This is a genomic window from Rhodoferax sp. GW821-FHT10B06 (assembly GCF_059415605.1).
This window is the reverse complement of record NZ_JBWKNO010000002.1, coordinates 229,425-252,432: the sequence shown is the minus strand read 5'-3', so window position 1 is coordinate 252,432 and position 23,008 is coordinate 229,425. Positions and strand designations below refer to the sequence as shown.

General features: G+C 64.6%; 21 protein-coding genes and 1 riboswitch. Of the genes, 10 read left to right on the top strand and 11 right to left on the bottom strand.

Annotated features, from left to right (window positions below):
- Nucleotides 1–5: 5 nt before the first annotated feature.
- Both AC07O2_RS03995 and AC07O2_RS03990 read right to left on the bottom strand, forming a co-directional pair.
- The gene (locus tag AC07O2_RS03995) at nucleotides 6–785 is read right to left on the bottom strand and encodes an Hpt domain-containing protein (protein WP_495074445.1); all 780 of its coding nucleotides are present in this window, start codon (nucleotides 783–785) and stop codon (nucleotides 6–8) included.
- The gene (locus AC07O2_RS03990) at nucleotides 752–1,408 is read right to left on the bottom strand and encodes a response regulator (RefSeq protein WP_495074444.1); all 657 of its coding nucleotides are present in this window, start codon (nucleotides 1,406–1,408) and stop codon (nucleotides 752–754) included. Before AC07O2_RS03990 ends, AC07O2_RS03995 begins: the two co-directional genes overlap by 34 nt.
- A 119-nt stretch (nucleotides 1,409–1,527) precedes the next feature.
- Here AC07O2_RS03990 and AC07O2_RS03985 point away from each other — a divergent pair, with 119 nt between their 5' ends.
- The 4 genes from AC07O2_RS03985 to AC07O2_RS03970 are packed head-to-tail and all read left to right on the top strand — an operon-like array spanning nucleotide 1,528 to nucleotide 6,020.
- Nucleotides 1,528–1,890, top strand: coding sequence for a response regulator transcription factor (locus tag AC07O2_RS03985; RefSeq protein ID WP_495074443.1), 363 nt, complete (start codon nucleotides 1,528–1,530; stop codon nucleotides 1,888–1,890).
- 31 nt (nucleotides 1,891–1,921) lie between these two features.
- Entirely contained in the window at nucleotides 1,922–2,665 is a 744-nt protein-coding gene (locus AC07O2_RS03980; protein ID WP_495074442.1) for an HD-GYP domain-containing protein, read from the top strand.
- Nucleotides 2,666–2,682: 17 nt separating this feature from the next.
- On the top strand, nucleotides 2,683–3,492 hold the full coding sequence (locus AC07O2_RS03975) for an ABC transporter substrate-binding protein (protein ID WP_495074441.1): 810 nt from the start codon (nucleotides 2,683–2,685) through the stop codon (nucleotides 3,490–3,492).
- Nucleotides 3,492–6,020: a sensor histidine kinase gene (locus tag AC07O2_RS03970; RefSeq protein ID WP_495074440.1), complete on the top strand. Its 2,529-nt coding sequence runs from the start codon at nucleotides 3,492–3,494 to the stop codon at nucleotides 6,018–6,020. The genes AC07O2_RS03975 and AC07O2_RS03970 overlap by 1 nt, the downstream gene beginning before the upstream one ends.
- A gap of 192 nt (nucleotides 6,021–6,212) precedes the next feature.
- Here AC07O2_RS03970 and AC07O2_RS03965 read toward each other — a convergent pair whose 3' ends face one another.
- The 6 genes from AC07O2_RS03965 to AC07O2_RS03940 form a co-directional block, all read right to left on the bottom strand.
- Nucleotides 6,213–6,860: an ABC transporter ATP-binding protein gene (locus AC07O2_RS03965; protein WP_495074439.1), complete on the bottom strand. Its 648-nt coding sequence runs from the start codon at nucleotides 6,858–6,860 to the stop codon at nucleotides 6,213–6,215.
- A complete protein-coding gene (miaA, locus tag AC07O2_RS03960) occupies nucleotides 6,857–7,840 on the bottom strand; it encodes a tRNA (adenosine(37)-N6)-dimethylallyltransferase MiaA (RefSeq protein ID WP_495074438.1) in 984 nt (327 codons plus the stop codon). Before miaA ends, AC07O2_RS03965 begins: the two co-directional genes overlap by 4 nt.
- Before the next feature lie 21 nt (nucleotides 7,841–7,861).
- On the bottom strand, nucleotides 7,862–8,833 hold the full coding sequence (locus tag AC07O2_RS03955) for a CapA family protein (RefSeq protein ID WP_495074437.1): 972 nt from the start codon (nucleotides 8,831–8,833) through the stop codon (nucleotides 7,862–7,864).
- Complete coding sequence (locus AC07O2_RS03950; protein ID WP_495074436.1) at nucleotides 8,833–9,228, bottom strand: hypothetical protein; 396 nt, start codon at nucleotides 9,226–9,228, stop codon at nucleotides 8,833–8,835. The genes AC07O2_RS03955 and AC07O2_RS03950 overlap by 1 nt, the downstream gene beginning before the upstream one ends.
- A 2-nt stretch (nucleotides 9,229–9,230) precedes the next feature.
- A complete protein-coding gene (mutL, locus tag AC07O2_RS03945; protein ID WP_495074435.1) occupies nucleotides 9,231–11,171 on the bottom strand; it encodes a DNA mismatch repair endonuclease MutL in 1,941 nt (646 codons plus the stop codon).
- Between the two features lie 67 nt (nucleotides 11,172–11,238).
- Complete coding sequence (locus tag AC07O2_RS03940) at nucleotides 11,239–12,057, bottom strand: cysteine hydrolase family protein (protein ID WP_495074434.1); 819 nt, start codon at nucleotides 12,055–12,057, stop codon at nucleotides 11,239–11,241.
- Nucleotides 12,058–12,102: 45 nt separating this feature from the next.
- Between AC07O2_RS03940 and AC07O2_RS03935 the strand changes: the two genes are divergently transcribed.
- The 6 genes from AC07O2_RS03935 (at nucleotide 12,103) to AC07O2_RS03910 (ending at nucleotide 16,966) form a co-directional block, all read left to right on the top strand.
- Entirely contained in the window at nucleotides 12,103–12,747 is a 645-nt protein-coding gene (locus AC07O2_RS03935; RefSeq protein WP_495074433.1) for a VTT domain-containing protein, read from the top strand.
- A gap of 133 nt (nucleotides 12,748–12,880) precedes the next feature.
- A riboswitch (TPP riboswitch) is annotated at nucleotides 12,881–12,978 on the top strand.
- A 38-nt stretch (nucleotides 12,979–13,016) separates the two neighbouring features.
- Nucleotides 13,017–14,057: a thiamine ABC transporter substrate-binding protein gene (locus AC07O2_RS03930; RefSeq protein ID WP_495074432.1), complete on the top strand. Its 1,041-nt coding sequence runs from the start codon at nucleotides 13,017–13,019 to the stop codon at nucleotides 14,055–14,057.
- Complete coding sequence (locus AC07O2_RS03925) at nucleotides 14,057–15,640, top strand: ABC transporter permease (RefSeq protein WP_495074431.1); 1,584 nt, start codon at nucleotides 14,057–14,059, stop codon at nucleotides 15,638–15,640. The genes AC07O2_RS03930 and AC07O2_RS03925 overlap by 1 nt, the downstream gene beginning before the upstream one ends.
- Nucleotides 15,633–16,277 (top strand): ABC transporter ATP-binding protein, encoded by a 645-nt coding sequence (locus tag AC07O2_RS03920; RefSeq protein WP_495074430.1) that lies wholly within the window; start codon nucleotides 15,633–15,635, stop codon nucleotides 16,275–16,277. The genes AC07O2_RS03925 and AC07O2_RS03920 overlap by 8 nt, the downstream gene beginning before the upstream one ends.
- Before the next feature lie 257 nt (nucleotides 16,278–16,534).
- A complete protein-coding gene (locus tag AC07O2_RS03915) occupies nucleotides 16,535–16,699 on the top strand; it encodes a hypothetical protein (protein WP_495074429.1) in 165 nt (54 codons plus the stop codon).
- Nucleotides 16,700–16,759: 60 nt separating this feature from the next.
- On the top strand, nucleotides 16,760–16,966 hold the full coding sequence (locus AC07O2_RS03910) for a hypothetical protein (protein ID WP_495074428.1): 207 nt from the start codon (nucleotides 16,760–16,762) through the stop codon (nucleotides 16,964–16,966).
- A gap of 100 nt (nucleotides 16,967–17,066) precedes the next feature.
- Here AC07O2_RS03910 and AC07O2_RS03905 read toward each other — a convergent pair whose 3' ends face one another.
- The 3 genes from AC07O2_RS03905 to AC07O2_RS03895 all read right to left on the bottom strand — a co-directional run bounded on the left by AC07O2_RS03905 (nucleotide 17,067) and on the right by AC07O2_RS03895 (nucleotide 22,969).
- Nucleotides 17,067–18,785, bottom strand: a complete 1,719-nt coding sequence (locus AC07O2_RS03905) for a cation:proton antiporter domain-containing protein (protein ID WP_495074427.1) — start codon at nucleotides 18,783–18,785, stop codon at nucleotides 17,067–17,069.
- Nucleotides 18,775–20,091 (bottom strand): leucine-rich repeat-containing protein kinase family protein, encoded by a 1,317-nt coding sequence (locus AC07O2_RS03900; RefSeq protein ID WP_495074722.1) that lies wholly within the window; start codon nucleotides 20,089–20,091, stop codon nucleotides 18,775–18,777. The genes AC07O2_RS03905 and AC07O2_RS03900 overlap by 11 nt, the downstream gene beginning before the upstream one ends.
- A gap of 106 nt (nucleotides 20,092–20,197) precedes the next feature.
- The gene (locus AC07O2_RS03895; RefSeq protein WP_495074426.1) at nucleotides 20,198–22,969 is read right to left on the bottom strand and encodes an EAL domain-containing protein; all 2,772 of its coding nucleotides are present in this window, start codon (nucleotides 22,967–22,969) and stop codon (nucleotides 20,198–20,200) included.
- Nucleotides 22,970–23,008: the final 39 nt, after the last annotated feature.

The following is a 23,008-nucleotide window of genomic DNA, read 5'->3' as shown; positions in this document are numbered from 1 at the left end:
GCCCGTCAAGCCGGGCCGACCAATGCCTGCAACTGCGTGCGCAGCCCGCTCCAGCCCTGTAGTGCCGGTTCGGCCTGGCCGGTATGGCAGAGGTTCTCCACGGCCCAGGCCTGGGCCGACAGGTCGGCATAGCCCAGGGTTTGCAGCACGCTTTTCAGGCTGTGGGCCACACGGCGCAGGGAGGGCAGGTCCAGCGGCGCGCAGGCCGCGTTGCCGGCTTGGATATCGTGCGGGAACTGCAGCAGGCAGGCGGCGCGGTAGCTGTGGAACAGCTCCAGGTCACCCGCGAAATAGGTATCGGCGGCGTGCTGGTCGTCTGGCGCTGGAGGATTGGCAGGCGGTGGCGGCGCCGCGCTGTCGGCAGGCGGTGCGTCGTTCAGGGCCTCCATCACGCTGTCTTCCAGCAGTTGCAAAGACACGGGTTTGGACAGCATGCGCCACACATTCAAAGGGGCCAGCTTGGCGCGGACTTCCGGGGTCAGGCCGGCACTCAGAACCATGGTCCTGGCCTGGGCCAGCAGGGCAGGCGTGCGTTGCAGGTATTGCAGTAGGTCAACGCCGGAGGCGCCCGATAGCATCAGGTCGGTAATGATGAGCTGGACCTGCGTACCGGCCAGTATTTCCAGTGCGGCTGGTACGCCATCGCATTCCAGCAGTTGGAGCGGCAGCTCTTCCAGGGCCATGCGCACAAAACGCCGCAGCAGCGGGTCGTCTTCTACCAGCAGTACGCGCGGCGTGTCCATGCCGTTGGTCAGGGCGCCAGCTGCTGCAGGTTTTGCAGGCACTGCGTGAGCAGCGGCGGCAGTTCGGCGACCAGGCGGGGTTTGTGCACCACGGGTACGCCATCCAGCGCAAAGGCGTAGGGCGTGAGTTCGCTGGGGTCCAGCGAGGTGATGACGATGACCTGCAAATTTCTGAACAGCGGGTTGGCGCGCAGGCCGGTCAGCAGGGTGGCACCGTCAATGCCAGGCAGCAGCAGGTCCACCATCAGCACGTCGGGCTGGAACTGCCCGGCCATGATCAGCCCGGCAATGCCATCGGATGCGGTACGCAGCTCCAGCGCCGGGAACTGCCGCTGCAGCAGCAGCGTGACCAGGTTCTGGAAGTGCATCGAGTCTTCAATCAGCAGCACCTTGGTGGGCACGTTGCCACCATGGCGGGGGGCGTCCTGTACTGGGGTGGCCGTGCTGTCACCTGTGCGGGCGGCCTGGCCACCAGCCCGCCAGCGCTCTACCGATTGGCGGGAGATGCGGCGGTGGCCGCCGGGCGTTTTCCATGCCTGTAGCTCGCCCCGGTCCACCATGAGTTGCACGGAGCGCACCGCTAAGCCCAGCATGCGCGCCACGTCCAAAGTCGTGAGGTTGTCACCGGGGGGGAGGGTGGTAGTAGTCTGAATATCAGTGTCCATTTGCGGATTCTAACGAATGCATCAGCTTTTGTTAATTAATTCACTTGAAAATGATAATTTCGGAATATATGATATGTTCATCGCGTTTTTAATCTTTCTATCGTTTCAAGAGCCGCAAAATGAAAAAAATACTGATCGTGGATGACCATGCTGATATCCGTCGGTTGATCCGTATGACTTTGGAATTTGAAACCTACAACGTTTTCGAGGCCGAGGACGGCGAGAGTGCGCTGATGATGGCCATGCAGGAGCAGCCCGACCTGGTGTTGCTGGACGTGATGATGCCTGGCTCGGTAAACGGCTTGGAGGTATGCGGTACGCTGAAGTCGCTGCCCAAGGCACCGCGCATTCTGCTGCTGACGGCCCGTGGCCGCAGTGAAGACCTGGAGGCGGGCCTGAAGGCTGGCGCCGACGCTTATATGGTCAAGCCCTTCAGTCCACTGAAATTGATGGAAACGATAGACCAGCAGTGGGAAGCATGAGTCCGCTGGCCGTGTTGCGAAAGAGTACAACATGACTACCCTGGGCGGAAACAGCTTCTCTGACTCTGCAAGTCTGCAGATGCAAAAACTCATCGAGGATTTTGGCCGCATGTACCGGGAGCGGAATGAAGCCTTGGAAGAGGTGGCACGTGCCCACCACGAGGCCTTGTTTCGTTTGTCATTGGCCGCCGATCTGAAGGACGACGACACCGGGGTGCACATCATCCGTATGGGCTATCTTTCCGAGGCCTTGGCCTTGGTGCTGGGCCAGAGTCCGGCCATGGCCCGCATGTTGCGTAAAGCAGCGCCCATGCACGATATTGGCAAGATCGGTATACCTGACGCTGTGCTGAAGAAGCCTGGCACATTTTCTCCGCTGGAGCGCGCCTCCATGAACCAACATTCGGAAATGGGGGCCGACATTCTGGGGCGTTCGCGTATCCCGCTATTTCAACTTGCGGCTGAATTGGCCTTGGCCCACCATGAGCGTTGGGACGGTACGGGCTATCCTGCGGGCCTGCAAGGTGAAGCCATTCCATTGACGGGGCGTATCGTGGCGGTAGTCGATTTTTTTGATGCGCTGACCATGGACCGTTGCTACCGCCGTGCTTTTGCCGACGATATTGCATTGCAGATGCTGAAGGAGCAGCGCGGCCTTGCGTTTGACCCCCACATCGTGGATATATTCCTTGCCAATGCGCAGACCTTCATCAGCCTGCGCGACGACATCAACCGTACCCGTCCTACCTTTAACCAACTGGTCGACAACGTCTGAAATCTGGATTTAGCACTATGCGTCGTATTTGTTTCCAGCGGATTCTGAGATTGGCTCTGGTGGCTGGTCTGAGCCTGGCTTGGATGGCCAGTCCCTGGGCCGGCACGGTGGTGGAGCGGGTCAGATCCAGCGGCAAGATACGGGTTTGCATCTGGCCCGAATACTATGGCGTGAGCCATCGCAACCCGAATACCCAGCAGCTCCAGGGTATCGACATCGACCTGTCCGCCGAGCTGGGCCGCGACCTGAAGCTGCGCGTGGAGTATGTGGATTCCTCCTTTCCCACCCTGGTGCAAGACCTGCTGCAGGACCGCTGCGACGTAGCCATGTTTGCCGTGGGCATGCTGTCCCAGCGCCTGCAACAACTGAGGTTTACCCAGCCCTACCTGCAAAGCGATATTTACGCCGTCAGTACCCAGAGCAACCGCACGGTGCGCCAATGGGCCGACATCGACAAGCCCGGCGTACTGGTTGGCGTACAGGCGGGCACCTTCATGGAGCCGGTGATGATTGAAAGCCTGAAAGCGGCGCAGGTTGTTTCCATTGCCCCGCCGACCACCCGCGAACGCGAGCTGGAGGCTGGCCGGGTGGACGTGTTCATGACCGACTACGCCTACAGCCGACGCCTGCTGGACAACGCCGACTGGGCCCGCCTGATTGCCCCGCCCAAGCCCTTTCACGTGGTGCCCTATGGCTATGCGGTTAAACCGGGTGACCCCGTCTGGCTGGCGCAGCTGAATGCATTTGTCACCCGCATCAAACACGATGGCCGGCTGAGCGCCGCGGCGGCTCGGCATGGTCTGTCGCCCATCGTGGTGCCTGGCTGATGTCCGTCATTTTGGCGTCTGCCGCTGCGTCAGCTCCCTCGTCACGCAAGGCAGGCCGCCGCCTGTCCAGCAATGTGGTGCTGGCCGCTGGTGTGTCGCTGACGTTGATGACTTGGCTGCTGCTGTGCTTGCTGGGCTGGTACGAATACCAGGAGGTGGTGCAAGGCTTCCAGGACCGGGGCGAGCTGCAGGCCCGCGTGCTGGAGGACCAGGCCACGCGCTCGGTGGAAACCGTGTCCGTGGCCTTGGGCTACCTGGCGGCAGAGACGGCGAATGTTGAGGCCATCGGCAGCGCAGACAAAAGCCATTCCCTCCTGTCCCAGGCTCTGGCCGGCCTGCCCCTGGTGCGCTCGCTGGCCATGGTGGATGCCAGCGGCATGGTACAGGCCAGCACCGTGCCCAAGGACGTGGGGCTGCGTATCGTGCTAGACCGGCTAGGTACCCTGCCCACGCCAGGACAGGAAAAGTTGGGCAGCTTTATCGCTGGCCGCAGCCTGGCAGCCCTGGCCGCATCCGACGTGGCGCCTACGGCCGGCGTCGGCTTCATTCCCCTGCTGCGCGCGCAGCAGCACAACCGCTCACACCAGGCTCTGTACCTGGTGGCGTTGATGAACGCGGATGCGTTCTCCAACTTTCAGCTGCTGACGCTGGATAATCCGCAAAACGCGGCCTATCTGCTGAGCTACCAGGGCAGCGTGCTGGCCAGCAGTGGCACGCTGGCGCCGGCCACCTCGCTGGCCCAGCACCCGGTTTTTAGCCATTACCTGCCCGCGATCGAGCATGCCAACTATGTGGGTGAGGGCGCCGTGCCGCAGCGGCAGGTAGTGTCGTTTCGCCTGTCCAAAGGTCGGCCGCTGGTGGTCTTGGTTGAGCAGCCCTATGCCAGCGTGGTGGCCGAATGGGTCAAGACCATGCGCTGGTTTGCCGTGGTGGCGGTGTTTACCAGTCTGTTTCTGGGCTATATGACCTGGGCGGCGCGGCGTAGTCTGCGCGCCCGGGAGAACGCCTATGTCCAGCTGGGGCTGGCGCGCCGCGAGGCAGTGCACCGCGAGCGCGAGCTGCAGGTTCTGGTGAAGAGCGTGCAGGAGCTGATCTTCCGCACTGACACCCGGGGCATCATCACCTACACCAATGAACGCTGGCTGGCCCTGCGTGGCGACGTGACGCAGACCACGCTGTCAAAGACCCTGGCCGAGGTGGTTGAGCCTAGCGACCGGGAGGCCGTGCAGGCCCTGTTCACGCTACAGGGCGATAGCGGTGTGCGCACTGCCACCGCCAGCATCCGTACGGTGGACGGTATGGCCCGGCGGCTGGACTTTGCCGTGGTGCCGCTGCGCAGCAAGTCAGAGATCGTCGGTTTCGCCGGCAGCGCGGTGGATGTGTCGGAGCGCTATTTTGCCGAGCAGGCCCTGAAGCACCAGCTGGCGTTTGTGGGCACCCTGCTGGAGATCAGTCCCACGCCGGTGGCCACTTTCAACCAGCGGGGCCAGTACACCAGCGTCAACCGCGCCTGGGAGGAGTTCACCGGTCACGCGCGGCAGAAGGTGGTGGGGCAGTACCCCGAGGCTTTTATGTCGCCCAGCGAGGCCGCTCTGGTGTGCGAACGAAACTCCCAGCTGTGGCGCGAAGGAGGCTCCGTACGTTACGAAGTGAAGGTGCTGCACCGGGATGGCAGCCGCCGCGATGTGGTGGTGAACAAGGTGCTGGTGCCCGGCTCGGGCGACGGCGGCGCCAGCCTGCTCAGCAGCATGATGGACGTGAGCGAGTTCCGCCAGGCCGAGCGCGCCACCCGTGAGGCGCGCGAGGCGGCGGAAGAAGCCTCGCGTGCCAAGTCGGAGTTCATAGCCAACATCAGCCATGAGCTGCGTACGCCGCTGCAGTCCATCCTGGGCTTTTCGGAGCTGGGCGTGATGCGCGGGCGCGAGAACCCCAAGCTGCAAGGCATGTTCAACGATATCCACGCCTCGGGCGTGCGCATGCTGGCGCTGGTGAATGATTTGCTGGACGTGTCCAAGATCGAAAGCTCGGTAGGCGGCATCAACCTGGAACGGGCCGATCTGCGCGGCCTGGTGCACGCCGTGCTGCACGAGCTCAGCCCCCTGCTGCAGGCCAAGCATGTGCTGACCGTGGTGGAGCTGGGCGAGCGCCCGCTGATCGCCAAGGTGGACCCGGTGCGCTTCCAGCAGGTGGTGCGCAATATCGCGGCCAACGCTATCAAATTCTCGCCCGTCTGGAGCGAAATCGTGGTGCAAGGCAAGATCACCGAAGACCGCCGCATCTGCATCAGTGTGCGCGACCACGGTGCGGGCGTGCCGCCGGCCGAGCTGGAAAAGATCTTCGACGCCTTTGTGCAGTCCAGCAGCAGCAAGGACGGCTCGGGCGGCACCGGCCTGGGCTTGACGATCTGCAAGAAGATCATCGAAGCCCACGAGGGCAGCGTGGTGGCCGGCAATATGCCCGATGGCGGCGCGATCTTCTCCATTTACCTGCCCGCACGCCAAAGCCTGCACGCTGAAACCACTTTCTAAGCTCACCCCCAGGCTACAGTGCTTCGCACTTTTCGCCACCCCCCTTGCAGGGGGCAACACCAGCAGCCTGGCAAAGCCAGTTCTGCGGTGTTTCTGGACGGCCTGCGTTCTGTCTATAGACTTGGCTTGGAGTTATTTTGCTATTGAATCAATAGCTGCTTGCGCAGGTTCTATCTGCGCTAGCGGCATTTTTTATTCGGATATACCGTCGACCCGCAGATGCAGCACACGGTCGGCCCGCGCCGCTGCAGACTCCGAATGGGTGACCAGCACCAGGGACGCGCCCTGGGCTCGGGTCTGGGCCAGCAGCGCATCCATTACCTTGGCGGCGGTGGTGGGGTCCAGGTTGCCGGTGGGCTCGTCAGCCAGCAGCAGGGCCGGGCGGTGCACCAGGGCGCGTGCAATCGCCACGCGCTGCAACTGGCCGCCGCTGAGCTGCTGCGGCAGCCGTGCGCCCAGGCCACCCAGGCCCACGGCTTCCAGCAGACTTTCCACCCGCGCCGCATCGTTCTGGCCCAGTAGCATCAGCGGCAAGGCCACGTTTTGCGCCACGTCCAGATGTGGCAGTACATGGAAGGCCTGGAACACAAAGCCCACCTGCTGGCGCCGCAGCAGGGCGCGCTGGTCGTTGCCCAGCGTGCCCAGGTCAGTCCCGGCGATATGTACCGTGCCACTGTCCCAGCTGTCCAGTCCGGCCATGCAGTTCAGCAGCGTGGATTTGCCCACGCCAGATTCACCGACGATGGCGACAAACTCGCCTGGCGCCACGCGCAGCGACACATTGGTGAAGACCGTGCTGTCGCCATAGCGCTTGGCCAGGCCATTGATGACCAGGCTCATACCGCCTGCTCCACGATGTCGAGTACCTGCTGCAAAGCGTCTGGCGCCTCGCAGGCCACGATGCGCCGCTGCGGCATGGAGCGCAGCCAGGTGATCTGCCGCTTGGCCAGTTGGCGGGTGGCGAAGACGCCTTTGTCGCGCAGCTCAGCCATGGGCCAGAGTCCATCCAAGGCCTCCCAGGCCTGGCGGTAGCCCACGCAGCGCATGCTGGGCAAATCCAGGTGCAGGTCACCGCGCGCACGCAAGGCTTGCACCTCGTCCAGAAAGCCACCGGCCAGCATCTGCTCAAAGCGCAGGGCGATGCGCGCATGCAGCCAGGCGCGGTCCAGAGGTTCCAAAGAAATAAGGGTTGTGGCGCAAGTTCTATCTGCGCTGGCAGCTGCGTTTTTTGTAGCATGAAAGCTGGACAAAGGTTGACCGGAGATGCGGTATACCTCCAGCGCACGCTGTATGCGCTGGCCGTCCAGCGGCTGCAATCGGGCGGCGGTGATAGGGTCGACCAGGGCTAACTGGGCGTGCAGTGCGGGCCAGCCGTGCGCGGCGGCTTCGGCCTCCAGTTCGGCGCGGATGGCGGGGTTGGCGGTGGGCATGGGGTCTATGCCGTCAAACAGCGCCTTGAAGTACAGCATGGTGCCGCCCACCAGCAGCGGCAGCTTGCCACGCGCGGTGATGTCGGCCAGCAGGCGCTCGGCATCCACCACGAATTCGGCCGCGCTATAGGCCTGCAGCGGGTCGCGGATGTTGATCAGGTGGTGCGGCACCTGGGCCAGCTCGGCTGCCGTGGGCTTGGCCGTGCCTATGTCCATGCCCTGGTAGACCAGCGCGGAATCGACGCTGATGATCTCCACCGGCATGCGTTGCGCAATCGCCAGCGCGGCGGCGGTTTTACCCGAGGCCGTGGGACCTGCCAGGGCGATGCAGCGGGGAAGAGGAGTGGGGGCGGCGGGTGTGGCGGAGAGGGAGGCAGACGGCGCGGACATGCGCCGGAGGCTACCAGAAAGTCAGCAGTGGCTTATCTTGGCGCTGCCACGGCGCCCGCAGGGCGTGGCCAGGCTGGTGTCGGGGCTGGGCGTGCCGTCGGCGTCCATGCGTACGGCCACGGTGTTCCAGCTGCGAATGCCTTGCTTGTCCACGCTCAGACGCAGCAGCCAACCCAGCTTGGCGGCGGGCAGTTCGAAGCCGTCGAACACCAGATTGCCCAGGCTCCAGATCACCGGCTTGCCCAGCACCACATCGGCGCCCTGGGTGACGTGCGGGTGGCTGCCCACCACGGCATCGGCGCCGGCCTGGACCATGAGCCTGGCCAGTTGGCGCTGGCGCTGGCTGGGCTCGGGTTCGCGCTCCCAGCCCCAGTGCATGAAGGGGATGACCACGTCGGCGCCAGCGGCCTTGGCGGCGCGGATATCGGCCACCACCAGGCTGTCTTCGCTCCAGGCCACGCCGGGCCAGTTGGCACCGGCCTCGAAAGAGCGGGGCTTGAATTCGTCGTAGCCCAGCACGGCGATGCGCAGGCCGTTCTTTTCAATCCAGTAGGGCTTGTGCGCTTCGACCAGGTTCGCACCGCCACCGAAGCCGGCGATATCTGCGCTGCGCAGATGCGCCAGCGTTTCCATGAAGGCTTCGCGGCCAAAGTCGCCGCTGTGGTTGTTGGCCACCGACATCGCGGTGAAGCGGCCCTTGAGCACATTTACCGTGTTTGGCTGGGCGCGGAAGGTGTAGATCTTGTTGTCCAGCGGCGTACCGGTGGTGGTGGCGGCAACCGAGGTTTCCAGGTTGCCTATGGCCACGTCGGCCGCCTGCAGGATGGGGGCGATGGCTGCCAGCGGGTCGCCGCCGGCGGCGATCAGGCGGCCGGGGCCGTCGTCCAGCATGACATCGCCGCCGAACAGCAGCTCGACTTTTTTCGATTCAGCGGGCGCGGCAAAGCCCAGCAGGGGGACGCAGAGCAGCGCGGCGAGCAAGGTATGTTTCATCATTTCTTCCAGCCGCACCAGTATTGCAATTCACCGTCGCGTATGGGCTCATACACGCGCTGTAGGCCGGTGAAGCCATACTGCCCTTGCGCTGGCGGCGGCGGATACAGGTAGTCGGCCTGGTGCAGCATTACCGCGCCTTGCGGCGGGTCGCGGTCGGCATAGGTATAGAGCTTGATGGCGGCCAGCCCGGGTGGCTGGCGTTCAAACACCAGGCGGAACATGAAATACGAGCCGATGGAGGTCGGTGCGACGGTGTAGGGCGTGGCTGCGGGCTGGGCCGAAATGATCTGCGTCTCGCCACCGTAGCTGACGTGGCAGTCCACGCTTTCGGCCTGGGCAGACTTGGAAAACTGGCATGCCAGCAGCGCCAGCAACAGGAGTGTGCGCTGCATGGTCACCGGCCGCGCATGAACAAGGTGTCCAGCTCTTTCACTGTGATTTGTCGCCATGTGGGGCGCCCATGGTTGCATTGGTCGGATCGTTCGGTAGTTTCCATCTGGCGCAGTAGGGCGTTCATTTCGTCCAGGGTCAGGCGGCGGTTGGCGCGCACGGCGCCGTGGCAGGCCATGGTGCCTAGCAGTTCGTTGTGCGCGCGTTGGATCACGGTGCTGGCTTCATGTTGTGCCAGTTCAGCAAGCACGCCACGTGCCAGTTCGGTCGCGTCACCCTGCACCAGGCTGGTAGGCACGGCGCGCACGGCCAGGGTTTTGGGCGAGAACGGGCTGATCTCCAGGCCCAGCGTGGCCAGTGTGTCTACATGGGCTTCGGCGGTGGCGACTTCTTGTGGCGTGGCGGCGAAGGTGACCGGGATCAGCAGCGGCTGGCTGCTGATGCGCGCATGCTCTGTGTTCGCCAACTGGGCCTTGAGCCGCTCGTAGACGATGCGCTCGTGCGCCGCGTGCATGTCCACCACCACCAGGCCCTGGCTGTTTTCGGCCAGGATGTAGATGCCTTGCAACTGGGCGATGGCGCGGCCCAGGGGCCAGGCCTCCTTGGGCTGGTCCGGCTGGGTGGTGGGGGCGCTGGCCGCGGTAACCGGGGCTGCGGTGGGTGTAGCGGCGTATGTATGGGGCGCAGGGCTGGGCACGGGCGCCGCAACGGTCGTGGTCACCGGCCACAGGGCTTCGAAGTCCGACACCTTGTGGGGTGTGGGTGCTGCGAAATAGATAGCTGCTTGCGCAGGTGCTACCTGCGCTGGAGCCTTGTTTTGTATAAATTCTTGCGGCGGGCTGGTGGTGGGTGTCGTGGCGCTCGCTGCCGCAGCAGCGGCTGCGCGCGGTGCCGCCAAGGCTGCATCCACGGCGCGGCGCACGGCCTGGTGGACTTCACGGCTGTCGCGGAAGCGCACTTCGATCTTGGTGGGGTGCACGTTTACGTCCACCCGGGTCGGGTCGATCTCCACATACAGCGCATACACCGGCTGGCGCTGGCCGTGCAGCACGTCCTCATACGCGCTGCGGGCGGCGTGGGTGATGACCTTGTCGCGCACAAAGCGGCCGTTGACGTAGGCAAACTGCTGGTCGGGCCGGGCCCGCGCCGCGTCGGGAATGCCGACCCGGCCCCAGACGCGCACGGCCTGGCCGCCGTCGTCGCGCATGGAGCTGCGGTGGTCTACCGCCACCGAGCGCTCGGTGAAGTCATCGCCCAGCACGTCGCGCAGGCGCTCGGACAGCGCGTCAATGCTGTGGGGTGCAGGGCAGGCGAGCCATTGCTCGACCAGTTTGCCCTCGTGCCAGATGGCAAAGCCTACGTCGGGCCGGGCCAACGCATGTCGGCGCACGGCTTCCACGCAGTGGGCCAGCTCGGTGGCATCGGTCTTCAAGAACTTGCGGCGGGCCGGGGTGCTGAAGAACAGCTCTTTCACCTCTACCGTGGTGCCGGTGCTGCGCGCCACGGGCTTTAGTTCGCCGCTGCGGCCATCCAGCAGAAATGCATTTGATTGGCCGCTGGCGCGCGAGGCGATTGCCATGTCAGCTATGGAGTTGATAGCGGCCAGGGCTTCGCCACGGAAGCCCATGGTGCCCACGGATTCCAGCTCATGCAGGTCGCGGATCTTGCTGGTGGCGTGGCGCTTCAGGGCGATGGGCAGCTCTTCCATCGGGATGCCTCCGCCATCGTCTTCCACCGCAATGAGCCGCACGCCGCCGGCCAGCAGGCGCAGCGTGATCTGCGTGGCGCCAGCGTCCAGCGCGTTGTCGACCAGCTCGCGCACCACGGATGCCGGGCGCTCCACCACTTCGCCTGCGGCGATCTGGCTGATGAGTTCATCGGGCAGCTCGCGGATGACGCGGCGGGGACTGGGGGACAGCAGGGGGGGGGAGATGGGGGCGTTCACCGGGTGATTTTAGAGGGCGGCGCAGATCGGCCGCAGTCACTGCGCGACCTGAGGGGCGCTGGCGGGTTTATAGCCACAAGTCCTGGCTGCTAGCCAGTTCCAGTCCGCGCCTTTGCATGTCCTGCAAAAACATTTCGTGCTGCAGCTGGAAGCCGCCCACCGGGCTCATGCAGTCGGTCAGCAGCACGATGCGCTGGGGTTTGTGGCGCGCCAGGTGGTCCACGATGTGCTCGGTGGTGGCGCGCACGCAGTGGCTGCTGGCCTCGCCGGCAATCAGCAGGGTGTCGGCCTGGTCCATGGCGGCCATCAGCGTGTGGTTCAGGCCGGTGGCCTCGTCCTGCGCATCGGGCACCTCGGCCATGACCGCGCTGTAGTGTTCGGTCCAGGGGTTGCTCCCCTTGCTCAGCTTGGTGACGCTACGGCCCTGCTGGTCTTCCCAGGCGCTGTAGGCGGCGTGCACATCGGCGTGTACGTTGTGGCCCCAGGTGCCGATCTCGCAGTGCACCGGCCAGACCATCAGGGTGTAGCGGCCGCGCGCCTCCAACGCATCCAGGTAGGCCAGGCTGCGGCCCAGGTGGGCGGGGTTGCGCGGCCGATACAGGCCGGCGTTCACATCCGCCGCCGTGATGGTGGTGAAGGGAGTGACGGCGCTGCCGTCGCCTTGCAGCCAGAAGGTGGGGTGGGCGATGTCCAACCGGTGGTGCGAGTCCAGCGTAATGGTGATGTCGGTCAGCCGGGCCGCATATTCGCGGATGAAGGCTGCCAGCCGCTGCATGTCGGCATGGGCGCCGGTGACCGGCAGGGCAGGGCTGCCGCCAGCACCTGGGGGGAGATCGCAAAAATCGTTCTGGGGGTCGATGATGAGCAGATGGGTGTGGCGTGTCATGGCTGTCTTCCGTTTGTCTTGCGATGCTGGCGATAATCGGTGCCCATGGACATTCTCATGCAACTTCTCGACTTCATTCTGCACGTGGACAAGCACCTGCAGGCTTTTGTAAGCAATTACGGCTTGTGGGTTTACGCCCTGCTGTTTCTGATCATTTTTGTGGAGACCGGCGTTGTTGTGATGCCGTTCCTGCCGGGGGACTCGCTGCTGTTTGTGGTGGGCGCCATGTGCGGTGTGGGGCTGATGTCCTATCCGCTGTCGGTCGGGCTGCTGCTGGCCGCGGCGATTTTGGGCAACCAGAGCAATTACGCCATCGGCCGTTATTTAGGCCCCAAGGTATTCCAGTGGGAAGATTCGCGCTTTTTCAACAAGAAGGCCTTCAACCAGGCCCATGCGTTTTACGAGCGCTATGGCGGCCTGACCCTGGTGGCTGCACGCTTTATGCCGTTCCTGCGCACTTTCGCGCCGTTTGTGGCGGGCGTGGCGGTGATGAATCGGGCCAAGTTTGTGTTTTTTGACGTGCTGGGGGGCGTGCTGTGGGTGGTGGGCATCGTCACCATCGGCTACTTCTTTGGCAATTTTCCCTGGGTCAAGCAGAACCTGGACAAGATCATCTGGGCCATGATTCTGGTACCCACGGCCCTGGTTGCCATCGGCGCCCTGAAGGGCCGTATGACCGCCAAGGCTTAGTATTCCACTTGCCTAAAAAATAGGCGCTGTAAGCTTTGTCTTTGTAAATCAAGGACTTAGCCTGCATATACAAACGCTTGCCCGGGTTATCCACAAGTTTGTCCAGCGCCAGCAGGGAGAACTCTACAATCCCACGCTTCACCGGGGGTGCCTGCTTTGAAGCGGGCTGAGAAATACCCCACACACCTGATCTGGGTCATGCCAGCGTAGGGAGCGTGATGGGGCTGCGGCCTTCCATGCGACCCGCGCCGGCGCATTGAAAGGCAAGCATGTTCCACCGCCGCGCTTCTAGTACACGCCGTACGCTCACCTGGGCCGCCACTGCGCTGGCCGCACTCTGCACCTTCCCCGCCCTGGCGGCCGACAAGGAGCTGCGTGTGCTGGTGCACAGCTCTTTTGATTTGCCCAAGCCCTTGCTGGCCCAGTTCGAGGCCGATGCCGGCGTCAAGCTCAGCCTGATCAAGGCCGGGGATGCGGGTGAAATGCTGAACAAGCTGATACTGACCCGCGCGCAGCCCATTGCCGACGTGGTGTTTGGCCTGGACAACGCGCTGGTGGCCAAGGCCCAGGCCGCCAAGGTGCTGGAGCCCATGACCTATACCCAGGGCTCGCCGGTGACACAGGTAGGCACGAATGTGGTGGCGGTGGACTACGGTTTCGTCACGCTGAATTTCGACAAGGCCGCCTTTGCCAAGAGCGGCCTGGCCTTGCCCAAGACGCTGGAGGATTTGACCCAGCCGGCCTACCGTAACCTGCTGGTGGTGCCCAACCCCGCCACCTCCAGCCCCGGCTACGCTTTCTTGCTGGCTACCGTGGCCGGCATGGGCGAGGAGAAAGCCTTTGACTGGTGGGGCCGCATGCGTGCCAACGGCGTGAAGGTGGTTAAGGGCTGGACCGAGGCCTACTACACCGAATTCAGCCGCAACGGCGGCAGCCGCCCGCTGGTGGTCAGCTATGCCACCAGCCCGGCGGCCGAGGTGTTCTACAGCAAGGAAAAGATCAGCGAGTCGCCCACCGCCAACCTGTTCCTCAAAGGCGGCGTGTTCCGCCAGGTCGAGGGCGTGGCCTTGGTCGCGGGTGGCGGGCAGCGCGAAGCCGCCGCCAAGTTCATCCGCTTCATGCGCGCTGGCACGGTGCAGCAAGCCTTGCAAACCAGCATGTGGATGTACCCGGTGGAGGCCCACACGCCCCTGGCCGATGTGATGCGCCATGCGGTCGAGCCCACCGCGTTTGAAAGTCTGCCCGCCGAGACCATTGCCGACAAGGGCACGGCCTGGATCGCACGCTGGACGCAGGTGGTTCTGAAATAGTGGCCATCACACGCCGCCAGAGTGTGCTGGCAGCGCTGCCGCTGCTGTGCCTGGCGGTGCTGCTGGTGGCACCGGTGCTGCGGCTCGGGTTTGAAGGTTTTTGGGGTGAGCTGGCCACCGGACCCACGCCGTCGCTTTGGGCGGTATGGACCGACCCGTATCTGCGCTGGCGCGTGCTGTGGTCGCTTTTGCAGGCGGGCGCCACCTGTGTCGCCGCTTTGCTGCTGGGCTTGCCCGTGGCCTGGGTGCTGGCGCGTTGGGAGTTTGCCGGGCGCCGCCTGGTGTTGCGCCTGCTGATGCTGCCGTTCGTGGTGCCCACCCTGGTGGCGGCAGTGGGCGTGCTGGCGCTGTGGGGGCCGCGTGGTCTGTTGAGCAATGCCTTGGGGCTGGAGCTACAGGACTCGCCCTGGCTGCTGCTGTATGGCAATTTGTTTTTCAATCTGTGCGTGGTGGTGCGGGCTGGGGTGGAGGCGCTGGAGCAGGTCAATGCCCAGCGTGTGGCCGCCGCGCGCAGCCTGGGTGCCAGCCCGTGGCGGGCCTTCTGGCGGGTGGAGTGGCCGGCGATCGCACCCTGGCTGGCGTCCAGCCTGTGCCTGGTGTTCTTGTATTGCTTTGCCGGTTTTGGCCTGGCCCTGGTGTTGGGGGGCCAGCGCTATGCGACGGTGGAGGTGGAGATCTACAGCCTGGTCGCGCACGAGCTGCAGCTGGCCCCGGCGAGCTTGCTGGCGCTGTGGATGCTGCTGCTGACCGGTGCCGTGGCCTGGGGCTATGCCGCCATCGAAAAGCGCCTGGCCGTGCCCGGCCGTGTGCAGCCCATCGCGCGCCGCCGCCCCAATCGACCCGTGCATTGGCTGGGCGTGTGGGGCGCATGTGCTGTGCTGATTTTTTTCTGCGCTGCACCTATCGCGGCGATTCTGTGGCGGGCGGTGCACGCGGGCTGGCAGATCTGGGCCGTGCTGCTGGAGGCCGATACCCTGGTCGCGCTGTGGAATACCTTACGCTTTTCGGCTGTGGCCCTGTTACTGGCCAGCGTGCTGGGGCTGCTGCATGCGCTGGCGGCACAGCAGTCGCTGGCGATGCGCGCGGCGGCCTTTTTGCCGTTTGTGGTGTCGCCGATCACCGTGGCCTTTGGCCTTTTGTTGCTGTACCCGCAGTGGACTGCTAGTCTGGCACTGCTGCTGTGCGCCTATGCCGTGCTGGCTTACCCCTTTGTCGCCAAGTCCCTGGCAGCCGCTTTGGACAGCCTGCCCGCGCATGTGTCCCAGGCGGCGCGCAGCCTGGGCGCCAGCCCCTGGCGGCTGTTCTGGCGTGTCACGCTGCCGCTGGTCGCACCCGCGTTGCGCCGCGGCATGGCATTTGCAGCCGCCACGGCGCTCGGCGAGTTTGCGGTCACGCTGTTTTTATCCCGCCCCGAATGGGCCACGCTCACCACCCTGGTCTACCAGCGCCTGGGCCGGCCCGGTGCTGCCAATGGCGACGCGGCGCTAGTGCTGGCCTGCCTGCTGATGGCGCTGGCCTTGGCGGCGTTTGCGTTGATCGAAGGCCCGCGACGGGCGGAACCCACCCATCCTCCCCATGCTTGAACTGCGATCCATCACCAAACATTACGGCTCTCGACTGCTGGCCGACCAGCTCAGCCTGCAGGTGGCCGAGGGCGAAATCGTGGCCCTGCTGGGCCCGTCCGGCAGTGGCAAAAGTACGCTTTTGAAAATAGCGGCCGGGTTGGAGGAGGCCGAGTCCGGCAGCGTCTGGTTCGATACGCAGGACATCACCCGGCTGCCACCCGAGCGGCGCGGCTTCGCCCTGATGTTCCAGGACTTCGCGCTGTTTCCACACCTGGACGTGCGCGACAACGTGGCTTTCGGCTTGGTGGAGCAACGAGTGAAAAAGGCCGAGGCCCGCCAGCGCGCCGAGGCCATGCTGGCGCGTTTCGGCCTGGCCAGCCATGCCCGCCACCGCGTATGGACCTTGTCTGGCGGAGAGCAGCAGCGTGTGGCCCTGGCCCGTGCCCTCATCACCGCGCCGCGCGCCTTGCTGCTGGACGAGCCGTTTTCCGCGCTGGATGCGGCCCTGCGCCAAAGCCTGCAGGCCGAGTTTCGCCAGCGTATCTTCGAGGCCGGCATGGCTGCCGTGTTGGTAACGCACGACGAGGGCGAAGCCCGTGCCATGGCCACACGTGGCCTGCGCCTGGTGGACGGGCGTCTGCAGAGGCTTTGGTAGTTGCTATTGATTCAATAGCTGACTGCGGAGTATCTATCTGCGCTATCGGGCATTTTCACCACTGGTTTTTAAGTGCCTTGCAGGCTGGATCTAGGCGGCGTTGGGTGCGGCTGTGTGTGCCGGTCATGCACCTAAAGTGTGACTTATCGCAAACAAACTCGGCTTATGCGCACATATTCGTGCACGCGCGCACCCACTTTGTGCGATACTAGGGTTAACCCTAGAAAGGGTAAACCTCTAAATTTGGAGTTCTAGCTATGAACATCGCTCTCTTCTTTTTGTTGTCCGCTCGGCGTGCTGCCCAGGCAATTGGCCGTAGTTTTGAACAGCACGAATCCAGCGATGTTGAGAGCTATCTCAGCAAATCCCAGTCGCTAGCCGACCTGGAATCCCGCCAGCGGGACTGGCTGCAGTCTCACTAAACCACCACGGCCGCTGTGCCGGCAGCCCCCCAAGGGTCTGAAACATTCAGGATATTTACCATGCAAGTTCTGTTCTTTTTGAAATCTTTGTTCACCGTCGCTGCTGCCACGTTTGTTCCAGGCGAGCGCGTCAATTTGGTGCGTCGCGGCAGCATCTTGCGTACCGACGGTTATGTGATCGCCCAGACCGACAAGGGCGTGCTGGTGGAATGGCCACGTGCCGGCACCGGCTTCGTCAATTCTTCGGAACTGACCGCCATCGTCTGAATCCAGCCGCCGTCTGCGTGACGGCGCTATGGAATAAATAGCTGCTAGCGCATGCGGAATGTGCGCTAGCAGCTATTTTTTTGTCTTTTTTACCGGCGCTTTATGCGTGGCTGGGCGTTGCAGTCTTGCCAAACCGTTCCAGCACGTGCCTGCCCATGCTATGGGCCAGCTCGTCTTCACCCAGGAAGACACGGCCGATCTTTTCCTGCTGCAGCAGTTCGGCCTCGGTTTCGTTGTGGGTACGCACCACGGTTTCTATCGCAGGGTTGAGCATGCGGGCGTTCTCCACCATCTGGCGCACATTGAAGGCGTCGGGCGTGGCCACCACCAGCATGCTGGCGTGGGCAATGTGCGCCTGTACCAGTACGGCAGCATCGGCCGCGTCGCCAGATACGGCGCTCAGGCCGCTGGCGCGCAATTGCTCCACACGTTCGCGGTTTTGCTCGACCACCACAAACGGGATGCCCTGCACACCCAGCTCCACAGCCAGACGCTTTCCAACCCGGCCGTAGCCCACGAGCACGACCTGGCGCGACAGGTATTTCTCATGTGTGTCCATGGGCAGCTCGGCCAGATGGTCGGTGCTGCGTGCGAACTGCTGCTTGAGCGACGGGTGGGCTTCCACCCACTGCTCCAGCCAGTCCGCGCCCTTGAACACCAGCGGGTTGACGGCGATGGACAGTAGGGCACCGGCCAATATCAGGCTCTGTCCCTCGGGCCGCAGTAGCCCCAGGCTGGCCCCCAGACCGGCCAGGATGAAGGAGAACTCGCCAATTTGGCCCAGGCTGGCGGACACGTTCAGCGCCGTGTTCAGCGGGTAGCGGAACACCAGCACCAGAGCTGCAGCGGCAATCGACTTGCCCACGATGATGATGGCCAGCACCGCCAGGACTTGTAGCGGCTGCTGGACCAGCACCATCGGGTCGAACAGCATGCCCACTGACACAAAGAACAGCACGGCAAACGCTTCGCGCAGCGGCAGCGAGTCCTCGGCGGCGCGGTGGCTGAACTCCGACTCGCGCATCACCATGCCCGCAAAAAAGGCGCCCAGCGCAAACGACACGCCGAACAGCGTGGCCGCACCATAGGCGATGCTGACTGCTGCAGCGATCACGCACAGGGTGAATAGCTCGCGCGAACCGGTGCGCGCCACCAGCCACAGCAGCTTGGGGAACACGCGCCGGCCCACCACCAGCATCAGGCCGACAAAGGCCGATACCTTCAGCAGCGTCAGTCCCAGGCTGAGCCACAGATTGCCACCACCGCCGTGGCCGTCGCCGGGCACGGTGCCACCCAAAGCGCCAGCCAGCGGGGGCAGAAGCACCAGCACCAGCACCATGGCCAGGTCTTCCACCACCAGCCAACCCACGGCGATCTTGCCGTTCATCGAATCCAGTGCGCCGCGCGACTCCAGCGCGCGCAGCAGTACCACGGTGCTGGCCACCGACAGTGCCAGGCCAAACACCAGGGCCTCGCCGATGGGCCAACCCCAAAAATGCGCAACACCTGCGCCCATGGCTGTGGCCACCGCGATTTGCAGCACCGCGCCGGGCAGGGCGATCTTGCGCACCGACATCAGGTCGTCCAGCGAGAAATGCATGCCCACGCCAAACATCAGCAGCATCACCCCGATCTCGGCCAGCTCGGCGGCGATCTGGCCGTCTGCCACGAAGCCGGGGGTGAATGGACCAATCAGCACCCCGGCCAGCAGATAGCCGACCAGTGCGGGCAGCTTCACCCGCACGGCCAGAAAGCCGAACACCAGGGCCAGTCCGAGCGCCGTGGCTATGGTGGTGATCAAGGGGGTGCTATGCAGCATCTACGGGTTCCTTCAGGGTGTTGAGTGACAGCAGGCACTGCACGATGGGGGTGAAAAGAGGGCGTAGCGCGGGCTGGGGCTGCAGGCAGCTGTCGCGCAACGCGGTCAAGGCAGCTATTGCCGGACTGTCTGCATGGGCCAGAAGTTCCTCCAGCAGGCAGCCAAAGGCGCGTACCTCCAGGCGTTGCAGGGCTTGGGACAGGCTTGTGTCGGCGGGCAGGAAGGCTGCGGCACCCATATCGCCCAGCAGGCAATTGCCGTCTGCATCGCATTGCAGGTTATGGGCGTACAGGTCGCCGTGCAGCAGGCCCCGTCCATGCAGGTGTTCGGCGGCGCGGGCTACGCCCAGCGCGATGCACAGAATTTTGTCCAGCGTGAACTGTGTGCCGGCCGGGTACACATCGCGGGTACAGCTCTGCAGGCTGGGCGGTCCGGCCAGAGTGCAGAAGTGCTGCGGTATGTATTCCAGCACCAGGCCGGCCGTGCCATCCGGGTGCCCGGCCAGCGGGCCAGCCACTGGAATGATGTGCGGGTGTGCGCCTGCGGCCAGGCAGGCTGCCATTTCGCTGTGCGGCCAGCCGTCGCTGGTGACTGCGCCCTTGAACAGCTTCACTGCCACGGTGCGAGGTGCATTGGCATCGTTTAATGCGGCCTGGTGGATGACGCCGGAGGCACCTTCGCCCAGGACGTGCTGCAAGCGCAGCCGCTGCCAGTCAATGGGCGGAGCCGGGGAGGGCGGGCGGTCGGCATCCAGCGGATTGCCGGCATAGGCCAGCCAGGCCAGGCGGGGCAGCTCCAGCAGCCAGTCGGGTAGGGCGGTCAGCTGGTTGGCCGAGATGCGTACCAGCTCCAGTTGTCGGCAGCGCGCCAGCTCGGGCGGCAGCTGCCGCAGCCGGTTGCCGGCCAGCATGAGCTTTTGCAATTGGCCGCACTGGCCTATGGTCGCGGGCAGGCTGTCGATCTGGTTGTCCGTCAGGATCAGCCAGCGCAGGCTGGACGGCAAAGCCGAGGCCGGCACCTGGCGGATCCGGTTGGATTTGAAGCCCACCATCTGCAGGCTGCTGCACTGGCCCAGCGCGGCGGGTAGTTCGGTAAAGGGGTTGTTGGAGCAGAACAGTACGCGCAGGCGGTGCAGCCGGTGCAGATCGTCGGGTAGCTGGGTCAGCGCGTTGCCTGACAGATTGAGTATCTGCAGGCTGTCGGCCAGGTCAAATATTTCGCGCGGAAACTCGGTCAAACCGCAGGACAGGTCCAGCCGTTCTATGCCTTGCAGCTGGCCCGCGCGCAGTTGGGAATAGGTGTCCATGGGGTCATGCATCACTCTATTGTCGGTGCAGTGCCGCGGGGGGGGCGGCATCTGGGGGGGTATCTGTTTGAAATGGCTGTGATGCAGGTATATTGTGCGCAAGCAGCTATTTATTCGATAGCAGGCCGGTGGCCACGTGCAGTGGCTGCGGATAGCCGAACCAGTAGCCCTGGGCGATGTCACATTGCTTGGCGATCAGTATCTGGCTTTGTTCTTCGGTCTCCACGCCTTCGGCCACCACTTTCAGGCCCAGGCCGTGGGCCAGGGCGATGGTGGCGCGCACGATGGCGGCGTCGCCCTTGTCGGTGGCGATGTCCATCACAAAGCTGCGATCGATCTTCAGCTCGTCTATCGGGAAGCGTTTCAGGTAGGCCAATGAGGAATAGCCGGTGCCGAAGTCGTCCACTGCCAAGCCTACGCCCAGCGCACGGATTTCATGCAGCAGGCTGATGACCTGGTCGGCATCGGCCATGGCCGTGGTTTCGGTGATTTCCAGCCGCAGCATGTGCGGCGGGATGCCTGTCTCTTGCAAGGCCAGGCGGACCACCTGGACGATGTCGCGGTTCATGCACTGGCGTGCCGAAACGTTCACCGCCAGCGGTACCGCCGGCAGGCCGGCACGCAGCCACAGCGCGACCTGGCGCGCGGCCTGCAGCACGGCCCAGGCGCCCATGTCCACGATCAAATCGGACTCTTCGGCCACGCCAATGAATTCGCCGGGCATGACCAGTTGTTGGGGGGTGCGCTGCCAGCGCATCAACGCCTCCATGCCGACCAGCCGCCTGTCGTTCAGCGCGAACTGGGGCTGGTAGTGCAGCACGAACAGGCCGTCGCGCAGGCTGCGGCGCAGGTCGATCTCCAGCGCCAGGCGGTTGTGCATGCGGCTGTTCATGTCGTTGGACCAGAACTGGAAGCAGGCCCGCGGTTGCTCCTTGGCGCGGTACATGGCCATGTCGGCTTTGGACAGCAGGTCTTCCAGGTCCGATCCGTCCTGCGGAGCCAGCACCACGCCCACGCTGCCCGAGCTGGGCAGGCGCGCGTGGTTGAAGTCGGCGCCCAGCTCGATGTCGCGCGCCAGCGCGTCCACCACCTTGGCGGCGGCGCTGGCGGCGCCCTCGTGGCCGTCTACATCCTCCAGCAGCATGACGAATTCGTCGCCGCCCCAGCGGGCGACGGTGTCGGTATCGCGGCACATGTTCAGCAGGCGCTGGGCCAGGATCTTCAGCACCTGGTCGCCAGTGCGGTGGCCCATGCTGTCGTTGATGTGCTTGAAGCGGTCCAGATCCAGAAACAGAATCGCCGTGCTTCCGCCGCGCCGCTGCGCGCGCGACAAAGCCAGGGCCAGGCGCTCGTGCAGGGTGCCGCGGTTGGGCAGGCCGGTCAGTTCGTCATGGCTGGCGGCGTAGTCCAGCTTGCGGGCGGCGGCCACGGCGTCGGTGACGTCAGAAAACACCAGCACCGCGCCGTCCAGATGCCCTTCCGGGCTGGATAGTGGGCTGGCCGTGGCTCGTAGTGCCCGCATGCCGCCGGCCTCATGCAGGCTCAACAGCTGGGGCACATGGATGCGCTGGCGCGTTTCCAGGCAGGTTTGCACGGCCTGGCGCAGATGGGCCTGGCTGTCCTGGGTGAGCGGGTAGGTGCTGAGCAAGGGTTGGCCTTGCAAGTCTTGTTCGCCTGCTTGCAGCAGGGCTGCGGGGTTGGCAAAGCGCACGCAGCCGTCGTGGGCATTGATGGTAACGACGGCTTCGTCCAGCGCCTGCAGGGTGGCCTGGGCATGTTGGCGGGCACGCTGCAGACGCCGGTTGGCGGCTTGCAACTGGCCCGCGACCCAGACCAGCAGCGCCGCCGCCAGTGCCAGCTGGGCCATGGCTGGAGGTAGCCAGACCTGGGCCGTGCGCAGCAGTACGGCACTGCACAGCAAGGGTAGCAATAACAGGCTGCTGGCCAGCAGCGCACGCCGGCCGGAGTGCCGAGGCCAGGCCGCCAGGCTGCTGAGCATCAGCACGGAAAACAGCATGGTGGCCAGCAGCGAGGCGCGTTGGATCAGCCCATGGCTTTCCAGCGCCGCGTAGGCTTTGGCATGGAACACCACCGACGGCAGAGTGCTTTGGCGGCCCGCCAGCGGGCTAACCAGCTCGCCGCCCAGGCCGCTGGCGGTCAGGCCGATGAAGGCCACGCGGTCATGCACCTCGGACAATAGCTGCGGGTTGTGTAGCGCCGCCGCAAAAGACACGGTGGGCAGGTCAGGCACACGCGGTAGCAAGGCTTCCTGGGCGCGGACCCAGGTGGTTTGTGCCTTGAATGCCGGAGCCGGGGCACTGCTGGCGGCTTGTTGCACCGCCAGCGCCAGTGCGGGCCAGACTGCATCACCGTTACCAGCGTACAGAAACAGGCTGCGCGAAGCGCCGTCGGTGTCGATTTCCACGTCCACATGGCCCAGGCTGGAGGTGGTCAGCGCCCCGCCCAGCGCAGGCAGCAGAGGCTGCGGGCCCATGCCGCCATCGGCCTGCTGGCTGGGCGCCACGGCCAGCACCACATGGCCGTAGCGCTGGATGGCTTCGGCCAGCGCGGCGTCGCTGCCCGGGTGTTCGGTGTCTGGTTCGGAAAACAGAATGCCCATGCCCACGGCGCTGGCCCCCGCCTCGTGCAGGCGGTTGACCATGTCGGCATGTACCGAGCGCGGCCAGGGCCAGCGGCCCAGCTCGGCCAGGCTGGCGTCGTCAATCGCCACCACCACCGGCGGCCGTGCCGGCAGAGCTTGTACGGGTAGCAGCAAGTCGTAACTGAGCAGGTCCAGGCGACGCACGCTGCTGGGCTGCAGCCAGGCCAGCAGCAGAATCGCCAGCAGGCCAGCCCCCCACCAGCCGTGGCGCAGCATGCCCCGCCTCCAGCGCTGCCGGGGTGGGCTGGCAAGAGG

Coding starts and splice junctions, on each gene's coding strand:
- AC07O2_RS03990 (WP_495074444.1), bottom strand. CDS start 1,408: ATGGACACTGATATTCAGACTACTACCACCCTCCCCCCCGGTGACAAC.
- AC07O2_RS03950 (WP_495074436.1), bottom strand. CDS start 9,228: ATGCAGCGCACACTCCTGTTGCTGGCGCTGCTGGCATGCCAGTTTTCC.
- AC07O2_RS03935 (WP_495074433.1), top strand. CDS start 12,103: ATGGACATTCTCATGCAACTTCTCGACTTCATTCTGCACGTGGACAAG.
- AC07O2_RS03980 (WP_495074442.1), top strand. CDS start 1,922: ATGACTACCCTGGGCGGAAACAGCTTCTCTGACTCTGCAAGTCTGCAG.
- miaA (WP_495074438.1), bottom strand. CDS start 7,840: ATGTCCGCGCCGTCTGCCTCCCTCTCCGCCACACCCGCCGCCCCCACT.
- AC07O2_RS03930 (WP_495074432.1), top strand. CDS start 13,017: ATGTTCCACCGCCGCGCTTCTAGTACACGCCGTACGCTCACCTGGGCC.
- AC07O2_RS03985 (WP_495074443.1), top strand. CDS start 1,528: ATGAAAAAAATACTGATCGTGGATGACCATGCTGATATCCGTCGGTTG.
- AC07O2_RS03940 (WP_495074434.1), bottom strand. CDS start 12,057: ATGACACGCCACACCCATCTGCTCATCATCGACCCCCAGAACGATTTT.
- AC07O2_RS03975 (WP_495074441.1), top strand. CDS start 2,683: ATGCGTCGTATTTGTTTCCAGCGGATTCTGAGATTGGCTCTGGTGGCT.
- AC07O2_RS03905 (WP_495074427.1), bottom strand. CDS start 18,785: ATGCTGCATAGCACCCCCTTGATCACCACCATAGCCACGGCGCTCGGA.
- AC07O2_RS03895 (WP_495074426.1), bottom strand. CDS start 22,969: ATGCTGCGCCACGGCTGGTGGGGGGCTGGCCTGCTGGCGATTCTGCTG.
- AC07O2_RS03900 (WP_495074722.1), bottom strand. CDS start 20,091: ATGGACACCTATTCCCAACTGCGCGCGGGCCAGCTGCAAGGCATAGAA.
- AC07O2_RS03920 (WP_495074430.1), top strand. CDS start 15,633: ATGCTTGAACTGCGATCCATCACCAAACATTACGGCTCTCGACTGCTG.
- AC07O2_RS03965 (WP_495074439.1), bottom strand. CDS start 6,860: ATGAGCCTGGTCATCAATGGCCTGGCCAAGCGCTATGGCGACAGCACG.
- AC07O2_RS03955 (WP_495074437.1), bottom strand. CDS start 8,833: ATGAAACATACCTTGCTCGCCGCGCTGCTCTGCGTCCCCCTGCTGGGC.
- AC07O2_RS03910 (WP_495074428.1), top strand. CDS start 16,760: ATGCAAGTTCTGTTCTTTTTGAAATCTTTGTTCACCGTCGCTGCTGCC.
- AC07O2_RS03915 (WP_495074429.1), top strand. CDS start 16,535: ATGAACATCGCTCTCTTCTTTTTGTTGTCCGCTCGGCGTGCTGCCCAG.
- AC07O2_RS03970 (WP_495074440.1), top strand. CDS start 3,492: ATGTCCGTCATTTTGGCGTCTGCCGCTGCGTCAGCTCCCTCGTCACGC.